This window comes from Pseudomonas sp. PDM20 (genome assembly GCF_014852575.3).
Classification (GTDB): domain Bacteria; phylum Pseudomonadota; class Gammaproteobacteria; order Pseudomonadales; family Pseudomonadaceae; genus Pseudomonas.
In genome coordinates this window covers 1869835-1888238 of record NZ_CM181224.1, presented here as the reverse complement: position 1 = coordinate 1888238, position 18404 = coordinate 1869835, and the positions used below count along the sequence as shown (strand labels likewise).

Here is an 18404-nt window from a genome sequence, read left to right as displayed (position 1 = left end):
CCCGAGACTCTGCAGGAGCGCGCCATGCGCGCGATCGCGGGCATGGCCCGCTCCTACAAGTGTGTTCCTACGCTCCCCAGGTAGGGGGCGCGACACCAATCCTGATCAGATCAATCCCGCGCGCAGATTCAGCAGCATCCGCTCGCCCTGGGCGAGAATCAGCCCGCCGGCGCGATAGCCGGCGGCGCCGATGCACAGGAAGCGCTCCGCTTCACCCGGCTCCACCTGCTCCACCGCGCGGCTGCCGGGGTGCCAGATGACACTGCCGGCGCTGGTGTTCTTGTCGATGCGCAGGCGCCGCTGCCAGCCGGCATCCTCCAGCACCAGGGAACCGGTGTTGTAGAGCACCTGCTTGACCGCGCCACGGGGAGCCCAGGTGTTGGGCAGGCCGCTGGCCTTGCCGTCCAGCTCCATCCCATGGACCACCGAGCGGCGCAACGAACCCACGCGCCAGTAAGGCTGCAGGGCGAAGCTGAAGAGACAGTCGCTGTCATCCTCGTGGTAGCTGGAGAGTTCGATGTCCAGGTCCTGGCCCAGGCGCGCTTCCAGGCGCACGTGCCAGTCCTCGATATCCAGCTGCCAGCTGACCACCACCTTGCTGTCGTCGGCCCAGGCATCGAGCATGCGCCACTCGCGCTGGCGCGCCCAGCCGTGCTGCGGCCAGTCGGCTTCCACCGGGTGGCTGCCGAACCAGGGCCAGCAGACCGGAATACCACCGCGGATCGGCGCCGTGCTCAGGCTCGGCCACTGGCTCGAACACCACAGCAGCGGGCGCGCGCCGCGCGGCTGGAAGTGCAGCAGTTGCGCGCCCTGGCGGCTGAACACCGCCTGGCACTGCGGGTGATCGATGAGCAGCAGGTCGCGACGCTGGAAGCGCACCCAGTCGAAGGGGCGCTTGCCCCGCATGGAATGAAAAAAGCGCTGCAGCGGATGCTCGAGCATTGTCCGGATGTCCTGATCCAATCCCTGCCCGGACATTCCGGGGCGTGAAGATCTCTGTAGTTTCACTACATCTTACAGAAAAGGCGGCGATTCTAACCGCAAAGCCTAGTCACGCGCAGCGCCCGCGCCAATGAAAAAAGGCCCGTCGCAAGGACGGGCCAGGTTCGCACCAGGGAGCAATCAGAAGCTGGACTGGATCTTCAGGCCGGCCACCACGGCGTTGTTGACCTCGTCCACGCCGCCCGGGTGGCGGATGTACTGCAGGTTCGGCCGCACGGTGAGCCAATTGGTCACATGCACGCCGTAGTACAGCTCGGCGTTGTACTCGGTGTCCTGGATGGGCTGGTACAGCGGGTTGTCGTAGTCGTCGACGCCGTTGACCTGGTTCACCAGGCGCTGGCGATCCTGCACGTCGTCGTTGACGTGGATGCGCGCCACGCCAAAGCCGATGTCATCCTTGGGCCGCGCGTCGAACGGGCCTTTGTAGACCACGCCGAGCTGCTGGTAGTTGTCGACGGTGTTGGTGGCCTTGTCGTGCACGGTGAAGTTGGCGAACAGGCTCAGGCCGCGCGAGGTGTCGCCGTCATGGGCGGTGACCTGCTGCTGCGCCACCACCCACCAGCCGTGCTTGCCGCTGTGGGTCTTGGCCGGCTCGCCGGTGAGCGCCTGCGGGTTGCCGTTGACGTCGTCGTACACGTCGTCGGCCTCGGCAGTGCTGTAGTAGTAGCCCAGGCGGTATTCGCCGGGCAGTTGCTGGGCGCCGACCTTGGGCATCCACACCAGCTCCACCGGCAGGATGGTGCCCTTGGTGCCGCTGCCGTTGAGCTTGAAGCCGTTGCCGGTTTCCAGGTTCGACGGGTTCTGGTTGTACGCGCCGACCTGGGCGTACCACTCGTCGTTGAAGTTCCACTTCACGCGGGCCGCCCACTGGCTGACCGGCCAGTTGTACCAGATACCGCCGACCCAGTTGCCCACCTGCGAGCCGCAGAAGGCCAGGTTCTGGAAGTCGCAGGGGAAGCTGTTGAAGTCCTCGCCCTCGCCGAAGCGGCCGACTTTCACGTCCAGCGCGCCATCGAAGTACTGCTGCTTGATCCACATCTGCGTCAGGCGCCAGGTCTGGCCACGGCCCCAGACTTCCTGCACCGAGCTGAACTGCCCGGCGCGCGGGTCGCTGATGCGGTCGTTGGAGAGGTTGCGGCCGCTACGCTCGGTGACCGTCAGCTGGAACTCGGTGGCGTCCCAGCCGAGGATCTTCTGCAGGTCCAGGTGGGTGCCGAGGGCGAACTGGTCGGAGTAGCGCGCCGTGGTGTGCTGGTCGTAGCCGCCGCCCAGGTTGCTGGCGGCCTCGCCGACGTAGTCGAGCTTGAAGTCGTAGCCCTTCTCCAGCAGCTCGGTGCGCTTGCCGCCCCAGTCACCCAGGCCCCACTTGGACTCGGATGAGAAGGCATCGGCGGCATGCGCGACGTTGCCCGCGCAACCCAGTGCGAGCAGGCAGCCCAGGGTTCGTGCTGCAGGCCGGTTCTTGTTGTTCTTGTGCATCTCCAGCGTCCTCGTTGTCTTGGTTTCTAGCGTAGTTACAGGCAGGGGTGTTTCAGGAATGCTTCTGGCGGGCCAGCGGCGTCACCTTGTTCGCGCCGTCGCCGCGCGGCTCGGCGCGCAGGCGCTCGCCGCTCTGCGCGTCGAACAGCAGCGCGCGGGAAGGATCGAAGCGCAGCTGCAGTGACGAGCCCGGCTGGGGCGCCTGGTCCGGCGCGAGGCGGCAGCAGACCTTGGCGCCATTGAGCGTGACGAACGCCAGGGTGTCCGGGCCGGTGGGCTCGACCACCTCGACCTCGGCGCGCAGGTCGCTGGGACCGTTGGCGCCATCGCTGGCCAGCTGCACCTGTTCCGGGCGCACGCCGAGGATCAGCTCGCGGCCCTCGATCAGCCCGGCCTCCAGTTGCAGCGGCAGCTCGCAGCGGTCCTGGCCGCTGTCCAGCAGGCCGACCAGCCGGCCGCCCTGCTGCTGGACCTTGAGCGGGATGAAGTTCATCGGCGGCGAACCGATGAAGCTGGCGACGAACAGGTTCGCCGGGTCGTTGTAGATCTGCTGCGGTGTGCCGAATTGCTGGACGATGCCGTCCTTCATCACCGCCACCTTGTCACCCAGGGTCATGGCCTCGATCTGGTCATGGGTCACGTACACCGTGGTGGTCTTCAGGCGCTGGTGCATCAGCTTGATCTCGGTGCGCATCTCCACGCGCAGCTTGGCGTCGAGGTTCGACAGCGGTTCGTCGAACAGGTAGATCTTCGGCCGCCGCGCCAGCGCCCGGCCCATGGCCACGCGCTGCTGCTGGCCGCCGGAAAGCTGCGAGGGCTTGCGTTCGAGCAGGTGCTCGATCTGCAAGAGCTTGGCCACGCGAGCCACCTCGGCGTCGATCTCGGTTTTCGGCAGCTTGCGGATCCTCAGGCCGAAGGCGATGTTCTCGCGCACGCTCATGGTCGGGTACAGCGCGTAGGACTGGAACACCATGGCGATGTCGCGGTCCTTCGGGCTCATGCCGCTGATGTCCTGGCCGTCCACCAGGATGGCGCCGCTGGTGACGTTCTCCAGCCCGGCGATGCAGTTCATCAGGGTGGATTTGCCGCAGCCGGAAGGGCCGACCAGGATCAGGAACTCGCCCGAGTCGATCGACAGGTTGATCGACTTCAGGGTGTCCGCCAGGCCTGCGCCGTAGGACTTGTGCAGGTTGTGCAGTTCAAGGGTGGACATCGGTGCTTACCTCAACCTTTGACGGCGCCGGCAGTGAGCCCGCGCACGAAGTACTTGCCGGCCAGTACGTAGACCACCAGCGTGGGCAGCGCCGCGATCATCGCGGCCGCCATGTCGACGTTGTATTCCTTCACGCCCGTGCTGATGTTCACCAGGTTGTTCAGAGCCACCGTGATCGGTTGCGCATCGCCACTGGCGAACACCACACCGAAGAGGAAATCATTCCAGATCTGGGTGAACTGCCAGATCAGGCAGACCATCACGATGGGGGTGGACATCGGCATCAGAATGCGTAGGAAAATGGTGAAGAACCCCGCGCCGTCCAGGCGCGCGGCCTTCACCAGCGCATCCGGGATCGCCACGAAGTAGTTGCGGAAGAACAGCGTGGTGAAGGCCAGGCCGTAGATGCAGTGCACCATCACCAGGCCGGTGGTGGTGTTGGCCAGGCCGAGCTTGCCGAGGGTGAAGGACATCGGCAGGAGGATCACCTGGAACGGCAGGAAGCAGCCGAACAGCAGCGCGCCGAAGAACAGCTGCGAACCGCGGAAGCGCCACATCGACAGCACGTAGCCGTTCATGGCGCCGATGAAGGTGGAGATCAGCACGCCCGGCACGGTGATCTTCACCGAGTTCCAGAAGTAGTCGCCCACTGCGCCCCAGGCTTTCACCCAGCCGATCGCGGTGAACACATCCGGCAGCGCCAGCAGGTTGCTGCTGCGGATGTCCTCGGGCGACTTGAAGCTGGTCAGCAGCATCACCAGCAGCGGGATCACGTACAGCGCCACGGCGCCCCAGAGGGTCGCGTGCACCGCCAGGCGGCTCAGGCTGAACGACGGTTTCAGGGTCGAGTCATGCATGGCGCTTGCCCCGCAGTTCGGAGTACAGGTACGGCACGACGATGGCCAGCACGGCGCCCAGCATCAGCATTGCGCTGGCCGCGCCCAGGCCCATCTGGCCACGGGTGAAGGTGTGGGCATACATGAACATCGCCGGCAGGTCGGAGGAGTAGCCGGGGCCGCCGGCGGTCATCGCGGCGACCAGGTCGAAGCTCTTGATGGCGATGTGCGCGAGGATCATCAGTGCGCTGAAGAACACCGGGCGCAGGCTCGGCAGGACGATGCGCAGGTAGATGGTTGGCAGGCTCGCACCGTCCACCTGGGCGGCGCGCACGATGGCCGGGTCGACCCCGCGCAGGCCGGCGAGGAACAGCGCCATGACGAAGCCCGAGGCCTGCCACACGGCGGCGATCACCAGGCAGTAGACCACCCGTTCCGGGTCCACCAGCCAGTCGAAGCGAAAGCCGGTCCAGCCCCAGTCGCGCAGCAGCTTGTCCAGGCCCAGGCCGGGGTTGAGCAGCCACTTCCAGGCGGTGCCGGTGACGATCATGGACAGCGCCATGGGGTACAGGTACACCGTGCGGATGAAGCCTTCGCGACGGATGCGCTGGTCCAGCAGCACCGCGAGGAACACCCCGAGCACCAGGCAGACGCCGATGAACAGGCCGCCGAACAGCAGCAGGTTCTTGCTCGCCACCCACCAGCGGTCATTGTCCCACAGGCGCAGGTACTGGGTCAGCCCGGCCCAGCTGTAGGCCGGCATGAAGCGTGAGTTGGTGAAGGACAGCAGCAGCGTCCAGCCGATGTAGCCGTAAACGCAGACCAGCACCACGAGCATGCTCGGGGCCAGCACCAGCTTCGGCAGCCAGGCCTGCAGGCCATCGAGCAGCGAAGCGCGGGGCGCGGCGGCGGGAGTGAAAGTCGGAGATCGGGTCGCCATCTGCTTTCTCGAGGATGAGTGAGCCCACCCGGGCTGCCATGGCGGCCCGGAGTCGTTCAGTTGGGGAGAGAGGCCGGCTCCGCGACGGAGCCGGCGAGCGCCTTACTGCGCGGCGGCCTGGATGGCGGCGCCCAGTTGCTGCGCGGCCTTCTGCGGGTCGGCGGCGGGGTCGTTGAAGAAGTTGGTGACCACGTCGAAGATCGCGCCCTGCACATAGCTGGAGGCGGCCATGCTGTGGGCCATGCTTGGCACCAGGTTGCCGCTGGCGGAGGCTGCCTTGAAGTCCTTCATCGACTGCTGGGCGCAGCTGTCGAAGGGCGTCATGTCGACGTCCAGGCGCACCGGGATCGAGCCCTTGTTCAGGCTGAAGTCCTTCTGGAAGGACGGGTCGAGCACCGCGCGCGCCAGGTCTTCCTGGGCCTTGCGGTTCTCCTCGTTGCTCAGCTTGAACATCACCAGGGAGTCGATGTTGTAGTCGAAGGCCTTCTGCGTGCCGGGGAACGGCAGGCACTGGTAGTCCTTGCCCGCCACCTTGCCGGCGGCGGTGAACTCGCTCTTGGCCCAGTCGCCCATGATCTGCATGCCGGCCTTGCCATTGATGACCATGCCGGTGGCGACGTTCCACTCGCGGCCGGCGGCGTCGGCGTCAACGTAGCCGTGCAGCTTCTTCAGCGCGGCGAAGACGTCGGCCATCGGCGCGCCGGTGAGGGTTTCCTTGTCCAGTTCGACGAAGGCCTTGCGATAGCCCTCCGGGCCCATCTTGCTGAGCACCAGGTTCTCGAACAGGGTGCCGTCCTGCCAGGGCTGGCTGCCGTGGGCCAGCGCCGTGAAGCCGGCAGCCTTGAGCTTGTCGGCGGCGGCGAAGAATTCATCGAGGGTGGTCGGCGGCGTGGCGCCGGCCTTCTTGAAAACTTCCGGGTTGATGTACAGCCAGTTCACCCGGTGCACGTTGACCGGCACGGCCACGTAGTCGCCCTTGTACTTCATTATCTGCGCCACCTGCGGCGGCAGCAGCTGGTCCCATTTGCCTTCGGCGGCGACGTCGTTGAGGTCGGCGAGCAGCCCCAGCTCGCCCCACTCCTGGATGTCCGGCCCCTTGATCTGCGCGGCGGCCGGCGGATTGCCGGAGACGGCGCGGGTCTTCAGCACGGTCATGGCCGCTTCACCACCGCCACCGGCGACGGCGAAGTCCTTCCAGGTGTGCCCCTTGGCTTCGACGAGTTTCTTCAGGGTTTCGGCGGCGCGCTTCTCACCGGGGGAAGTCCACCAGTGCAGCACTTCGACTTCACCGGCGTGGGCCAGCAGGGGGGAGAGACAGAGGGAGGAAAGACAGATGGCGGCCGACAGGCGACGGATCGCATTCATGGGGAGCACCTTGTTCTTGTTATTGGAGGCAAGTCTTCGCTTGCGATGGTCCGAGTCTATCCAAGGCATTCTGGTCTCCGGGTAACGAAGCGATCTTTGATTGTCACCGGCCGGTGACATTGGGCGAATGTTCATGGCGAAAGATGACGGGAGCACGAAGCGCCCTACTCCACTTCCAGCCGCGGCAGCCTCAACGTCACCCGCAGCCCACCCTCACGGCGGTTCTGCAAGGTGACTTCGCCGCCGTGGGTATGCGCGATGTTGCGCGCGATACCGAGGCCAAGGCCGTACCCCTGGCCGCGTTCGGACAACCGGAAGCGCGGTTCGAAGACTTTCTCCAGGCGCTGTTCCGGCACGCCTGGGCCCTGGTCGTCGACGTGCAGGACCACCGCGTCGGGATCATCCTCGATGCTCAGCTGGGCGCGGCCGCCGTATTTCAGGGCGTTGTCCAGCAGGTTGCCGATACAGCGCTTGAGCGCCAGCGGCTTGCCCGGATAAGGCTCGAGCGCCGCGCCCAGTACCTCGACACGGCCGTCGGCGATGTAGGGCCCGGCGACGTATTGCAGCAACTGGTTGAGGTCCACCGACTCGACGTTTTCGTGGATGTCGGTGTCCTTCACGCATTGCAGCGCGCCCTTCACCAGCAACTCCAGTTCGTCGAGGTCGTGGCTGAACTTGTCCTGAGCCTGTTCATCCTCCAGCAGTTCCACGCGCAGGCGCAGGCGGGTGATCGGCGTGCGCAGGTCGTGGGAGATGCCGCTGAACAGCTGGGCGCGTTCGTTGACGTAGCGGTCGATGCGCTCGCGCATGGTGTTGAAGGCGCGGGAGACCTCCACCAGCTCGCTCGCGCCGCTCTCCTCCAGCGGCTGTTCCTCGCCGCCCAGGGCGATGTCGCGGGCGGCGCGGGCCAGGCGCTTGAGCGGGCGGCTCTGCCAGTGCACCAGCAGGCCGGTGAACAGCAACAGCAGGAGGCTGGTGAAGACGATGGAGATGACCTGCTGCGGCGGCAGGCCTTCGGGTTCCAGGGTGACGTAGGGCGCCGGCATCAGGCTGGCGATGTACAGCCATTCGCTTTCGCCGATGCGGATCTGCGTGACCAGCACCGGTGGGTTCACCGGCTCCAGGGTCAGCGCGTAGTGCGCCCAGGAACGCGGCAGTTCCTCCAGCTTCAGCTCGCCGTTGAACAGCCGCAAGTCGTCCGGGCTGACAAACTCCACCTGCAGCTCGACGTCCTTGCCCAGCTTCTGGTGCAGCACGTCCTGCACGATGTCGATCACCGCCTGCTTGTTGGTGGTGTCCGGCAGCGCGCGCAGGTTCAGCGGGCGTTCGTTGAGCGAGACGAAGAAGCGCGTACCGCCCATGCTGCGCAGCTGGTCGAGCACCAGCGGACGGTAACCGATGGGCAGCGAGCGAAAGTAGCTGACGCTGGCGGCCATGGAGTAGGCCAGGCTGCGCGAGCTGGTGAGCAGGCCGTCGCGCTGGCTGGTGCGCAGGTGGGATATCCAGAACAGGCTCGACAGGCCCTGGGCGATCAGCACCGCCAGCAGGGTGAGCAGCAGCATGCGGCCGAGCAGCGAGCGCGGCACCAGGGCCCAGCGGCGGCGTTCACTCATGGCCGGCGAGGTGCGGGCGAACCTGGGCGGCCAGCAGGTAGCCGCTGCCGCGCACGGTCTGGATCAGCCGCGCCGGTTTCTCGGTGTCGCGCAGACGCTGGCGCAGGCGCGACACGGCCATGTCGACGATGCGCTCCAGCGGCATCACCTCGCGGCCACGGGTAGCGCTGGCGATGGTGTCACGGTCGAGAATCTGCCGGGGATTGTCGAGGAACAGCTTGAGCAGGGCGAAGTCGGCGCCGCTGAGGAAATGCTCCTCGCCGTCCTCGTGGAACAGTCGGTGGCTGATGGTATCCAGCCGCCAGTCGTCGAAGGCGATGACTTCGCCGCCGCGCACCTGGGTGAACTGCGCGCGGCGCAGCAGCGCCTTGATCCGCGCCAGCAGTTCGCGGGGGCTGAAGGGTTTGCCGAGGTAGTCGTCGGCGCCCAGTTCCAGCCCCACCACGCGGTCGGCCTCGTCGGAGCTGGCGGTGAGCATGATCACCGGCATGCAGGCATGGCGCTGGTGCGAGCGAATCCAGCGGCACAGACTGAAGCCGTCTTCGTCGGGCAGCATCACGTCGAGGATCGCCAGGGCGGCGTCCTCGTCGCACAGCGCCCGGCGGAAGCTCTCGCCATCGGCGACGCTGCGTACCTGAAAGCCGGCACGGCTGAGGTAGGTTTCCAGCAGCTCGCGGATTTCCTGGTCGTCGTCCACCAGCAGGATGGATCGGGCAGGCTGGTTCACTTCGGGCGTCCTTTGTTCTTGTTGTTCTTCAGGGATGAAGCGGGGTGTCAGCCTTCGTTGCGCAGCGCCTGCTCCAGGGCCACGCCCGCGCCGAACAGGCCCGGATGATCCGCCGTCATGACCCACACCGGAACCGGGTCGAGGTACGGCCCGCTGGTCTTGCCACGGGTGCGGAAGGCCTCGGCGAAGCCGCTGCGCTGGAAGCGTTCGAGGAAGCGCGGGACGATACCGCCGGTGATGTACACGCCACCCAGCGCACCGACCGTCAGCACGGCGTTGCCGGCGACGCGCGCCAGCCAGACGAAGAACTGTTCCAGCACCGCGTCGGCATAGGCGTCGCCGGCCATGGCGCGTTCGCCGATCTCGGCGGCAGTCGCGCACTGCGGCTCCACACCATCGAGCTGACAGCTCATGCGGTAGAGGTTTTCCAGGCCGCTGCCGGAGAGCACGCGCTCGGCCGAGACATGGCCGTACTTCTCGCGCAGCAGTTGCCAGAGGGCGAAGTCACGTTCGGAGGTCACCGGCAGGTCGACGTGGCCGCCTTCGCAGGGCAGCACTTCCCAGCCGCCACCCGGCAGCGGCATCAGGCTGCCGACACCCAGGCCGGTGCCCGGACCGATGATCAGCTTGGCGCGGCCTTCCAGTGCCTTGCCGGGGCGCACCTGCACCAGATGTTCTTCGGAGAGACGCGAAGCCGCCCAGGCCATGGTGCTGAAGTCGTTCACCAGCAGCAGGTGACTCAGGCCCAGTTCGGCACGGAAGGCGTCGCGTTTGATCACCCAGTGGTTGTTGGTGAACTTGAAGTCGCCTGCGCCAACGGGGCCGGCGCAGGCCAGGCAGACGTTGTCGACGGCCGACAGCGGCTGGCCGACGCGCTGCAGGTAGTCGCGCACGGCATCTTCCGGGCGCGGGTAGTCGGCGCAGGCCAGAACCTCGATGGACTCGAGGACTTCACCGCGCCACAGGGCGAAGCGGGCGTTGGTGCCGCCGATGTCGCCGACCAGGGCGAAGCCGTTCGGGGCGGGCTGAGCGTTGTTGGAAATCATTGTGGGCTCGGGCCTGGAAGTGGGGGGAAAGATTCAGCGTAGGACAGCACCGGAGGCTCTCCCGCGCGGCGGACAGGCAGTCAACGCCGCGCAGAAGATTCCATCAGGTGAGCGTCTCAGCGCAAGCCGTCGAGCTCGGCGGTGAAGCTGCAGGCGCCCTGCTCGGCCGAACTGAAGGCATTGCGCATGAAGGCGAACAGCTCGCGGCCCATGCCCATGTTATCCAGCGCGGGGGTTTCCACGAGCGGACGGGCATCCCATTGCGCGGCATCCACCAGCACGCGCAGCTCGCCGGTAGTGCCGTCGACGCGCACCACATCGCCGTCGCGCAGTTTGGCCAGCGGGCCGCCGTTGAGCGCCTCCGGTGACACATGGATCGCCGCCGGCACCTTGCCGGAAGCGCCGGACATGCGCCCATCGGTGACCAGCGCCACCTTGAAGCCACGGTCCTGCAGCACGCCAAGGAACGGCGTGAGCTTGTGCAGCTCCGGCATGCCATTGGCGCGCGGGCCCTGGAAGCGCACCACGGCCACCAGGTCTCGCTCCAGCTCGCCGGCCTTGAAGGCGGCAGCCAGACTCGACTGGTCATGGAAGATGCGCACCGGGGCTTCGACGATCTGGTGCTCCAGCGCCACGGCGGAGACCTTCATCACGCCGCGCCCGAGGTTGCCTTCCATCAGGCGCAGGCCGCCTTCGGCCGAGAACGGCTTGTCGATGGGGCGCAGGATGTTCTCGTCCAGGCTCGCCGCCGGGCCTTCGCGCCAGACCAGCTTGCCGTCGTCGAGGAAAGGCTCCTGGATGTAGCGACGCAGGCCCTTGCCGACCACGGTCTGCACGTCTTCATGCAGCAGGCCGCCGTCGAGCAGCTGACGGATCAGGAAGGACATGCCGCCCGCCGCCTGGAAGTGGTTGATGTCGGCCTGGCCGTTGGGATAGATGCGCGCCAGGGTCGGCACGATTTCGGAGAGGTCGGCCATGTCCTGCCAGGTCAGCTGGATGCCGGCGGCCTGGGCGATGGCCAGCAGGTGCAGGGTGTGGTTGGTCGAGCCGCCGGTGGCCAGCAGCGCCACTACCGAGTTGACCATGGCCTTCTCGTCGACGATCTCCGCCATGGGCACGAACTGGCCGTTCTCCGGCGCCAGGCGCGCGGCCTGGCGCGCGGCTTCGCGGGTCAGCTCGTCGCGCAGCGGGGTGTTCGGGTTGACGAAGGAGGCGCCCGGCAGGTGCAGGCCCATCACTTCCACCAGCAACTGGTTGGTGTTGGCGGTGCCGTAGAAGGTGCAGGTGCCCGGCGCGTGGTAGGAGGCCATCTCCGAGGCCAGCAGCTCCTCGCGGGTGGCCTTGCCTTCGGCGAACAGCTGGCGCACCGCGGCCTTCTCCTTGTTGGAGATGCCGGTGGGCATAGGGCCGGCGGGCACGAACACCACCGGCAGGTGGCCGAAGCGCAGCGAGCCGATCAGCAGGCCGGGGACGATCTTGTCGCACACGCCCAGGCACAGCGCGGCGTCGAACATATTGTGCGACAGCGCGATGGCGGTGCCCATGGCGATCACGTCGCGGCTGGCCAGGGACAGTTCCATCCCCGGCTCGCCCTGGGTCACGCCGTCGCACATGGCGGGCACGCCGCCGGCGAACTGGCCGACCGAGCCGATCTGCCGCAGGGCGTCCTTGATCAGTTCCGGGAAGCGCTCCAGCGGCTGGTGCGCGGAAAGCATGTCGTTATAGGCGGAGACGATGGCGACGTTGGCCTGGTTCATCAGCCGCAGCGCCTGTTTGTCGGAATCACCACAAGCCGCGACGCCGTGGGCGAGGTTGCCGCAGGGCAGCGTGCCGCGGTGCGGACCCTTGGTGGCGGCTGCCTTGACCAGATCGAGGTAGCGCTGACGCGTGGCCGCGCTGCGGGCCTGGATGCGCTGGGTGACTTCAAGCACACGAGGGTGCATGGCAGCATTCTCCTACAGACTATCGGTTGTTGTTTTTACAACATTATCGTTGATTACTCGGTGTTTACTTTTCATCAACGTGGAAATTTAATTGTTTTTACCACAACAAAAGAAAAGAGACGACCTTCATGACTATACGCCTGGCAATCAACGGATTTGGCCGCATCGGTCGGAACGTACTCCGCGCGCTCTACTCGGGCCCCTACCGCCAGCACCTGCAAGTGGTGGCGATCAACGACCTGGGCGACGCCGCGATCAACGCCCACCTGTTCCAGTACGACAGCGTGCATGGGCGCTTCGCCGGCCACGTCGAGCACGACGCCGAAAGCCTCAGGGTAGAGGGCGACCGCATTGCCGTCACGGCGATCCGCCATCCGGCCGAGTTGCCGTGGAAGGCCCTGGGGGTGGATATCGTGCTGGAGTGCACCGGCCTTTTCACCTCCCGCGACAAGGCTGCGGCGCACCTGCAGGCCGGCGCGCGCCAGGTGCTGATCTCCGCGCCCGGCCAGGACGTGGACGCCACCGTGGTGTTCGGCGTCAACGAAGGCATCCTGCGCGCGGAGCACCGCATAGTCTCCAACGCCTCCTGCACCACCAACTGCCTGGCACCGGTGGCCCAGGTGCTGCACCGCGAGCTGGGCATCGAACACGGGCTGATGACCACCATCCACGCCTATACCAACGACCAGAACCTTTCCGACGTCTACCACAGCGACCCGTACCGCGCGCGCTCGGCCACCCAGTCGATGATCCCGACCAGAACCGGCGCCGCCGAAGCCGTTGGCCTGGTGCTGCCGGAACTGGCGGGCAAGCTGACGGGCCTGGCGGTGCGGGTGCCGGTGATCAACGTGTCGCTGGTGGACCTCACGCTGCAGGTCGCCCGCGACACCAGCGCGCAGGAGGTCAACGCGCTGCTGGAGCGTGCCAGCGAAGGCTCGGCGATCCTCGGCTTCAACCGCCAGCCGCTGGTCTCGGTGGACTTCAACCACGACCCGCGCTCGGCCATCTTCGACGCCAGCCACACGCGGGTGAATGGCCGGCTGGTGAAGGTGATGGCCTGGTACGACAACGAATGGGGCTTCTCCAACCGCATGCTGGATACGGCGCGGGCGATGGCTGCGGCACGCGGCTGACATTCTGTAGGGCGCATAACGCGCCAGCGTTATCCGCCGTGGAGGATGCGGCGGATAACCCGTTCCGGGTTATTCGCCCTACGTCTGTAACTCCTGCATTCGCCTTTGACCACCCTCTCCCTAACCCTCTCCCTGAAGGGAGAGGGGACCGGATCGGAGCAGGTTGAAACCATGGCATCAGCCGGTAGGGACCGCTCCCTCTCCCTCCGGGAGAGGGCTGGGGTGAGGGAAAACCCCTGCACGGCGCCTCAGGAGACGCCTCTCAGCGATACAGCCTTTTACCCTGCGCCTCCAGCACCAGCAGGCGCATGTCCGCCTCGGCCAGGATCGCCTCCTGGCCCAGGTGGTCGACACGCTTCCACGCCTTGATTTCCTCACGGCTGCGGCCGCAGCCCAGGCAAATGCCCTCTTCGAACTCGCAGACCTTGATGCACGGACTCTTCACGGACTTCCTCTCGATTCGATGGGTGAACGTCAGTGGGCCTGCACAATGGACACCCGCGCGGCGCCAAGGTCCAACTCGATTTCCCCATCGGCGCCATCGACGCGGGTTATCGAAGCGGGCAATCGAAGCCTGCGCGCCTTGCTAGAATCCGCCCTCCACGCCTTCCGGCCTCGCCCATGCTCGCCCTCAAGCTCACCCTGGTTCCGCTGTTCCTGCTACTGGTGTCCCTCTCCGGGCGCTGGTGGGGGCCGACCGTTGCCGGCTGTCTCGCCGCCCTGCCCGCCATCGCCGGTCCCATCCTGTACCTGATCACCGTGGAGCACGGCCACGACTTCGGCGCCCAGGCCGCGTTGCTGGCACTGGCGGCGATCTTCGCTTCGGAAGCGTTCAACTTCGCCTATGCCTGGTTATGCCGGAAACACCGTTGGACGCTGGCCCTGAGCGGCGCGATGCTCGCCTGGCTGGTGGCTGCCTGGGCCCTGACGCAACTTCCAGCCGCGCCCGCCTGGGCGCTAAGCGCCGCAGCACTGGGCGCGCTGACCAGCCAGCTGTTCATGCCCCGCGCCGAGTTGCCGGGCACGGTCGCTGCGTTGGGCCGCTTCGAGCTGGGCCTGCGCATGCTCGCCGGTGCGTTGCTGACCCTGGCCGTCACCGCCCTCGCCGGCTGGGCCGGGCCGAGCTGGAGCGGCCTGCTGGCGGTCTTTCCGCTGCTCTCCATCGTGCTCTGCGTGTCATCGCAGCGCTTGCACGGCGCGGGCTTCGTCATCGCCCTGCTGCGCGGCATGGTCAGCGGGCGCCCGGCCTTCGCAGCGTTCTGCCTGTGGCTGGCGTTGCGCCTGCCGGCCAACGACACCCTGCCGAGCTTCGCCGAGGCGGCGCTACTGGCCGTGCTGGTGCAAGGCGCGGTGCGCTGGCTGATCGGGCTCCGCTCCCGCAAGGCAGCCAAAGCTGCCTGAAAGCAAAACGCCACGGCTGGGTCAGCCGTGGCGTTCTAGTTTGCAGCAGCGAGTGACGCTTAGAGCAGCGTGAAGCTCTGCTCTTTCACGTTGTCCGAATCCAGGCCGACGTAGACCTTGAACTCGCCCGGCTCCGAGGCGTAGCGCAGCTGGCTGTCGTAGAAGCGCAGGTCTTCCTCGCGGATCGGGAATTGCACCACCTTCGACTCGCCCGGCTGCAGCAGGATCTTGCTGAAGCCCTTGAGCTCCTTGACCGGGCGGCTGATGGACGCGGCGACGTCGCGCAGGTAGAGCTGCACGGTGGTTTCACCGGCGACCTTGCCGGTGTTCTTCACGCTCACGCTGGCCGTCAGCTGGTCACCCTTCTTCAGCTTGCTGCCCGACATCTTCACGTCCGAGACGCTGAAGTCGGTATAGCTCAGGCCGTAGCCGAAGGGGTACAGCGGGCCGTTCTGCGAGTCGAAGTAGCGCGAGGTGTACTTGTTCGGGTGCTCATGGTCGAACGGGCGGCCGGTGTTCAGGTGGTTGTAGTAGATCGGCACCTGACCCACCGAGCGCGGGAAGGTCATGGTCAGCTTGCCCGACGGGTTGTAGTCGCCGAACAGCACGTCGGCAATGGCGTTGCCGCCCTCGGTGCCGCTGAACCAGGTTTCCAGCACGGCGTCGGCGTTGGCGCTTTCCCAGCGCAGGTCCATCGGCCGGCCGTTCATCAGCACCAGCACCAGCGGTTTGCCGGTGGCCTTGAGGGCCTTGAGCAGCTCGATCTGGCTCTGCGCGATGTGCAGGTTGGTCTTGCTCGACGCCTCGTGGGCCATGCCCTGGGATTCGCCGACCACGGCCACCACCACGTCAGCCTGTTTCGCCTTCTCGACGGCTTCGTCGATCATGGCTTTCGGGCTGCGCGAGTCGACCTTCACGTCTTCGCTGTACTCGTTGAGGTATTTGACGATCTCCGGATCGTCGGTGACGTTGGCGCCCTTGGCGTAGAGCAGCGCGGCATGGCCACGGGTGGCGGCGCCCATGCCCTCGAGCACGGTCACGGCCTGGAAGGCCTTGCCAGCGGCGGACCAGCTGCCCATCACGTCGCGCTTGCTGTCGGCCAGCGGGCCGATCAGGGCGATCACGCCGTCGCGCTTGAGCGGCAGCACGCCGCCTTCGTTCTTCAGCAGGACCATGCCCTTGCGCGCGATCTCGCGAGCGTCGGCGCGGTGCAGGCGGTCCTCGGCGTCGGTGTCGACCGGGTCCTTGCCCTGCAGGTAGCGGTACGGGTCGTGGAACAGGCCCATGTCCCACTTGGCGGCGAGCACGTCGCGGCAGGCACGGTCGATCTCGTCCTGGCTGATCAGCCCGGCCTTGAGCAGCTCGGGCATGTGCTTGCCATAGAGATCGTCGTTCATGTTCATTTCGACGCCGGCGTTGATCGCCGCCTGGGTGGCGTCACGCTCGGTGGCGGCCACGCCGTGCTTGATCAGCTCCAGCACCGCGCCGTGGTCGCTCAGGGTCAGGCCCTTGTAGCCCCACTGGCCACGCAGCAGGTCCTGCAGCAGCCACTTGTTGGCAGTGGCCGGCACGCCGTTGATGCTGTTCAGCGAGACCATCACCGCGCCGGCGCCGGCGTCGATGGCCGCGCGGTACGGCGGCAGGTAGTCCTGGAACATGCGCTGGGGGCTCATGTCCACGGTGTTGTAGTCGCGGCCGCCTTCGCCGGCGCCATACAGGGCGAAGTGCTTGACCCCGGCCATGATGGTTTGCGGCTGGTTCAGGCCCTGGCCCTGGTAGCCCTTGACCACCGCGGCGGCGACCTTGCTGGTCAGCCAGGCGTCTTCGCCGAAGCCTTCGGAGACACGGCCCCAGCGCGGATCGCGGGCGATGTCGACGGTGGGCGAATAGGTCAGGTTGAGGCCGTCGGCGCTGGCCTCGATGGCCGCGACGCGGGCGCTGCGCTCGATGGATGCCATGTCCCAGCTCGCCGCCAGGCCCAGGCCGATGGGGAACACGGTGCGATGGCCGTGGACCACGTCATAGGCGAAGAACAGCGGGATCTTCAGCCGGCTTTTCATGGCCGCGTCCTGCAGGTCGCGGATGCCCGGACGGACCACGGTGTTGAACACCGCGCCGGTGGTGCCCTCGGCGATTTCCTTCAGCAGTACCGGCTTGAGATGGTCCGGCCCGACACTGACCAGGCGCAGCTGGCCGATCTTCTCTTCCAGCGTCATGCGCTGCATCAGGCTGTCGATGAAGGCGTCCTTCGACTGCCCGGCCAGCGGCACGGCGGGTGCAGCGGCAGGTGCCTGGGCGGCGGAAAGCGAAGCGCTGCCAAGGCCCAGCAGGAGGCCGAGCCAGCAGATACGGCTGATTGGAGTTCTTTTCATATGGGTACTCAGCAGCCTGCGCGCAGCGCCAGGCCACTGTGGATTGTTGTCGAGAGACGTCGTCAGGGCGGTCGATCGGGCGGCATCCCCGGGTGTTGCCGCCAGCGCCTTGCGAACGCGGCACATAAGGTCGTCGCGCCGAGGGCGGAAGTCAATCACCGAACGGCTGGAAAGCCTCGGTCAGATGCGCCAAAGGCCGGGCTCAATGGTCGCGATTGCGCGCGTTGAACTCCATTTCCTCGAGCATGGCTTCGCGCAGGGCGCGCTCTTCGTCCCATTCGTCTGCCGCGGGCGCGGACGGCGCAGGTGCTGGCGGCGGCACGGGCGCTTCAGGCTCGGCTGCCGCTTCGGGCTGGCCTTGTGTTTCGGGCGGGGCATTCGCTTGGGCTTCGTCCTGCGGCTCGACCTCCGGCAGCGCGTGCACGCCGCTGAAGTCGGCATCCACGCCGGTGTCTTCGTCGTCGCTCGGCGGACGGTCGATCAGGTCGTCGAAGTCGGTCTTCAGGCCCTGCTCCATCTCGTCGAGCTCGGCGAGCAGGCTGCGGAAGCTGGTCTCCTCCTTCGGCTCCTCCGGCGGCGCGGGCTCCGGCTCCTCGCCGGCATCGCGCACGGCCTGGTCGGCCAGGGCCTGCAGCGACGGCGGCACGTAGTCCTCGTCGTATTCCTCGGGGCTCGGCAGGCTCGCCACTGGCGCCATGTCCTCGAGGATCGGCTGTGGCTCGGGCTCCATCAGTTTCAGCTCGGCCAGCGGCGGCAGGTCTTCCAGGCTCTTGAGGTTGAAGTAGTCGAGGAAGGTGCGGGTGGTGGCGAGCATGGCCGGGCGGCCGGGGACTTCGCGGTAGCCGACGATGCGGATCCACTCGCGCTCCATCAGCGTCTTGACGATCTGGGTGTTCACCGCAACGCCACGGATTTCCTCGATCTCGCCACGGGTGATGGGCTGGCGATAGGCGATCAGCGCCAGGGTTTCCAGCAGCGCACGGGAGTAGCGCTGCGGACGTTCCTCCCAGAGCCGGCCGACCCAGGAGGCGAACTTCTCGCGCACCTGCAGGCGGTAACCGGTGGCGACTTCCTTCAGCTCGAAGGCCCGCCCGGAACAGGACAGGCTCAGTACCGCCAGCGCATCGCGGAACTGCTGCGGCTCGGGGCGCTCGGCCTCCTCGAACAGCTCGCCGAGGCGCTCCAGCGACATGGGCTTGCCGGCAGCCAGGAGGATGCCTTCGAGCAGGGTCGCCAGTTCTTGCGGGTCGGAGAGATTCATCGGGGGCTCGGGTCGGGGGTTGAAGGATTCGCCGTTCAGGCGGGAAAGCTACTCAAAGCGCGGCGCCAGGGCA

15 protein-coding genes are annotated in these 18404 nt (G+C 66.8%); 2 read left to right on the top strand and 13 right to left on the bottom strand.

Annotated features, from left to right (window positions below; genetic code table 11):
- Positions 1 to 105: 105 nt before the first annotated feature.
- From IB261_RS08935 to edd, 10 genes are all read right to left on the bottom strand, one after another.
- On the bottom strand, positions 106 to 942 hold the full coding sequence (locus IB261_RS08935) for a D-hexose-6-phosphate mutarotase (protein WP_081518040.1): 837 nt from the start codon (positions 940 to 942) through the stop codon (positions 106 to 108).
- A gap of 180 nt (positions 943 to 1122) precedes the next feature.
- Positions 1123 to 2481, bottom strand: a complete 1359-nt coding sequence (locus tag IB261_RS08930; protein ID WP_192382039.1) for a carbohydrate porin — start codon at positions 2479 to 2481, stop codon at positions 1123 to 1125.
- A 52-nt stretch (positions 2482 to 2533) separates the two neighbouring features.
- Positions 2534 to 3694 (bottom strand): ABC transporter ATP-binding protein, encoded by a 1161-nt coding sequence (locus IB261_RS08925; RefSeq protein ID WP_192382037.1) that lies wholly within the window; start codon positions 3692 to 3694, stop codon positions 2534 to 2536.
- A gap of 11 nt (positions 3695 to 3705) precedes the next feature.
- The gene (locus IB261_RS08920) at positions 3706 to 4551 is read right to left on the bottom strand and encodes a carbohydrate ABC transporter permease (RefSeq protein ID WP_192382035.1); all 846 of its coding nucleotides are present in this window, start codon (positions 4549 to 4551) and stop codon (positions 3706 to 3708) included.
- Positions 4544 to 5470, bottom strand: coding sequence for a carbohydrate ABC transporter permease (locus tag IB261_RS08915; protein WP_192224989.1), 927 nt, complete (start codon positions 5468 to 5470; stop codon positions 4544 to 4546). The genes IB261_RS08920 and IB261_RS08915 overlap by 8 nt, the downstream gene beginning before the upstream one ends.
- Positions 5471 to 5572: 102 nt before the next feature.
- Positions 5573 to 6835, bottom strand: a complete 1263-nt coding sequence (locus tag IB261_RS08910) for an ABC transporter substrate-binding protein (protein ID WP_081518035.1) — start codon at positions 6833 to 6835, stop codon at positions 5573 to 5575.
- Positions 6836 to 6999: 164 nt separating this feature from the next.
- A complete protein-coding gene (locus tag IB261_RS08905; RefSeq protein ID WP_139791564.1) occupies positions 7000 to 8421 on the bottom strand; it encodes an ATP-binding protein in 1422 nt (473 codons plus the stop codon).
- 19 nt (positions 8422 to 8440) lie between these two features.
- Positions 8441 to 9175 carry a response regulator gene (locus IB261_RS08900; RefSeq protein ID WP_081518033.1) on the bottom strand — a complete coding sequence of 245 codons (735 nt, stop codon included), beginning with the start codon at positions 9173 to 9175 and terminating at the stop codon, positions 8441 to 8443.
- A 47-nt stretch (positions 9176 to 9222) separates the two neighbouring features.
- Positions 9223 to 10221, bottom strand: a complete 999-nt coding sequence (locus IB261_RS08895) for a glucokinase (protein ID WP_225605994.1) — start codon at positions 10219 to 10221, stop codon at positions 9223 to 9225.
- 116 nt (positions 10222 to 10337) lie between these two features.
- Complete coding sequence (gene edd, locus IB261_RS08890; RefSeq protein ID WP_081518031.1) at positions 10338 to 12164, bottom strand: phosphogluconate dehydratase; 1827 nt, start codon at positions 12162 to 12164, stop codon at positions 10338 to 10340.
- Positions 12165 to 12292: 128 nt separating this feature from the next.
- On the opposite strand from edd, the gene gap reads away from it, so the two are divergent.
- Positions 12293 to 13297 (top strand): type I glyceraldehyde-3-phosphate dehydrogenase, encoded by a 1005-nt coding sequence (gene gap, locus IB261_RS08885; RefSeq protein ID WP_192382033.1) that lies wholly within the window; start codon positions 12293 to 12295, stop codon positions 13295 to 13297.
- 262 nt (positions 13298 to 13559) lie between these two features.
- Here gap and IB261_RS08880 read toward each other — a convergent pair whose 3' ends face one another.
- Entirely contained in the window at positions 13560 to 13742 is a 183-nt protein-coding gene (locus IB261_RS08880; protein ID WP_081518029.1) for a DUF1289 domain-containing protein, read from the bottom strand.
- Between the two features lie 176 nt (positions 13743 to 13918).
- On the opposite strand from IB261_RS08880, the gene IB261_RS08875 reads away from it, so the two are divergent.
- Positions 13919 to 14698 carry a hypothetical protein gene (locus tag IB261_RS08875; protein WP_192382031.1) on the top strand — a complete coding sequence of 260 codons (780 nt, stop codon included), beginning with the start codon at positions 13919 to 13921 and terminating at the stop codon, positions 14696 to 14698.
- Between the two features lie 59 nt (positions 14699 to 14757).
- Here IB261_RS08875 and bglX read toward each other — a convergent pair whose 3' ends face one another.
- Positions 14758 to 17055 (bottom strand): beta-glucosidase BglX, encoded by a 2298-nt coding sequence (gene bglX, locus IB261_RS08870; RefSeq protein WP_318653055.1) that lies wholly within the window; start codon positions 17053 to 17055, stop codon positions 14758 to 14760.
- A gap of 217 nt (positions 17056 to 17272) precedes the next feature.
- Positions 17273 to 18331 (bottom strand): SMC-Scp complex subunit ScpB, encoded by a 1059-nt coding sequence (scpB, locus tag IB261_RS08865; protein ID WP_192382027.1) that lies wholly within the window; start codon positions 18329 to 18331, stop codon positions 17273 to 17275.
- Positions 18332 to 18404: the final 73 nt, after the last annotated feature.

Excerpts from the sequence above, each read along its gene's own strand:
- IB261_RS08875 (WP_192382031.1), top strand. The coding sequence starts at position 13,919 with ATGCTCGCCCTCAAGCTCACCCTGGTTCCGCTGTTCCTGCTACTGGTG.
- IB261_RS08895 (WP_225605994.1), bottom strand. The coding sequence starts at position 10,221 with ATGATTTCCAACAACGCTCAGCCCGCCCCGAACGGCTTCGCCCTGGTC.
- IB261_RS08935 (WP_081518040.1), bottom strand. The coding sequence starts at position 942 with ATGCTCGAGCATCCGCTGCAGCGCTTTTTTCATTCCATGCGGGGCAAG.
- IB261_RS08925 (WP_192382037.1), bottom strand. The coding sequence starts at position 3,694 with ATGTCCACCCTTGAACTGCACAACCTGCACAAGTCCTACGGCGCAGGC.
- scpB (WP_192382027.1), bottom strand. The coding sequence starts at position 18,331 with ATGAATCTCTCCGACCCGCAAGAACTGGCGACCCTGCTCGAAGGCATC.
- IB261_RS08930 (WP_192382039.1), bottom strand. The coding sequence starts at position 2,481 with ATGCACAAGAACAACAAGAACCGGCCTGCAGCACGAACCCTGGGCTGC.
- edd (WP_081518031.1), bottom strand. The coding sequence starts at position 12,164 with ATGCACCCTCGTGTGCTTGAAGTCACCCAGCGCATCCAGGCCCGCAGC.
- IB261_RS08910 (WP_081518035.1), bottom strand. The coding sequence starts at position 6,835 with ATGAATGCGATCCGTCGCCTGTCGGCCGCCATCTGTCTTTCCTCCCTC.
- IB261_RS08915 (WP_192224989.1), bottom strand. The coding sequence starts at position 5,470 with ATGGCGACCCGATCTCCGACTTTCACTCCCGCCGCCGCGCCCCGCGCT.
- gap (WP_192382033.1), top strand. The coding sequence starts at position 12,293 with ATGACTATACGCCTGGCAATCAACGGATTTGGCCGCATCGGTCGGAAC.
- IB261_RS08920 (WP_192382035.1), bottom strand. The coding sequence starts at position 4,551 with ATGCATGACTCGACCCTGAAACCGTCGTTCAGCCTGAGCCGCCTGGCG.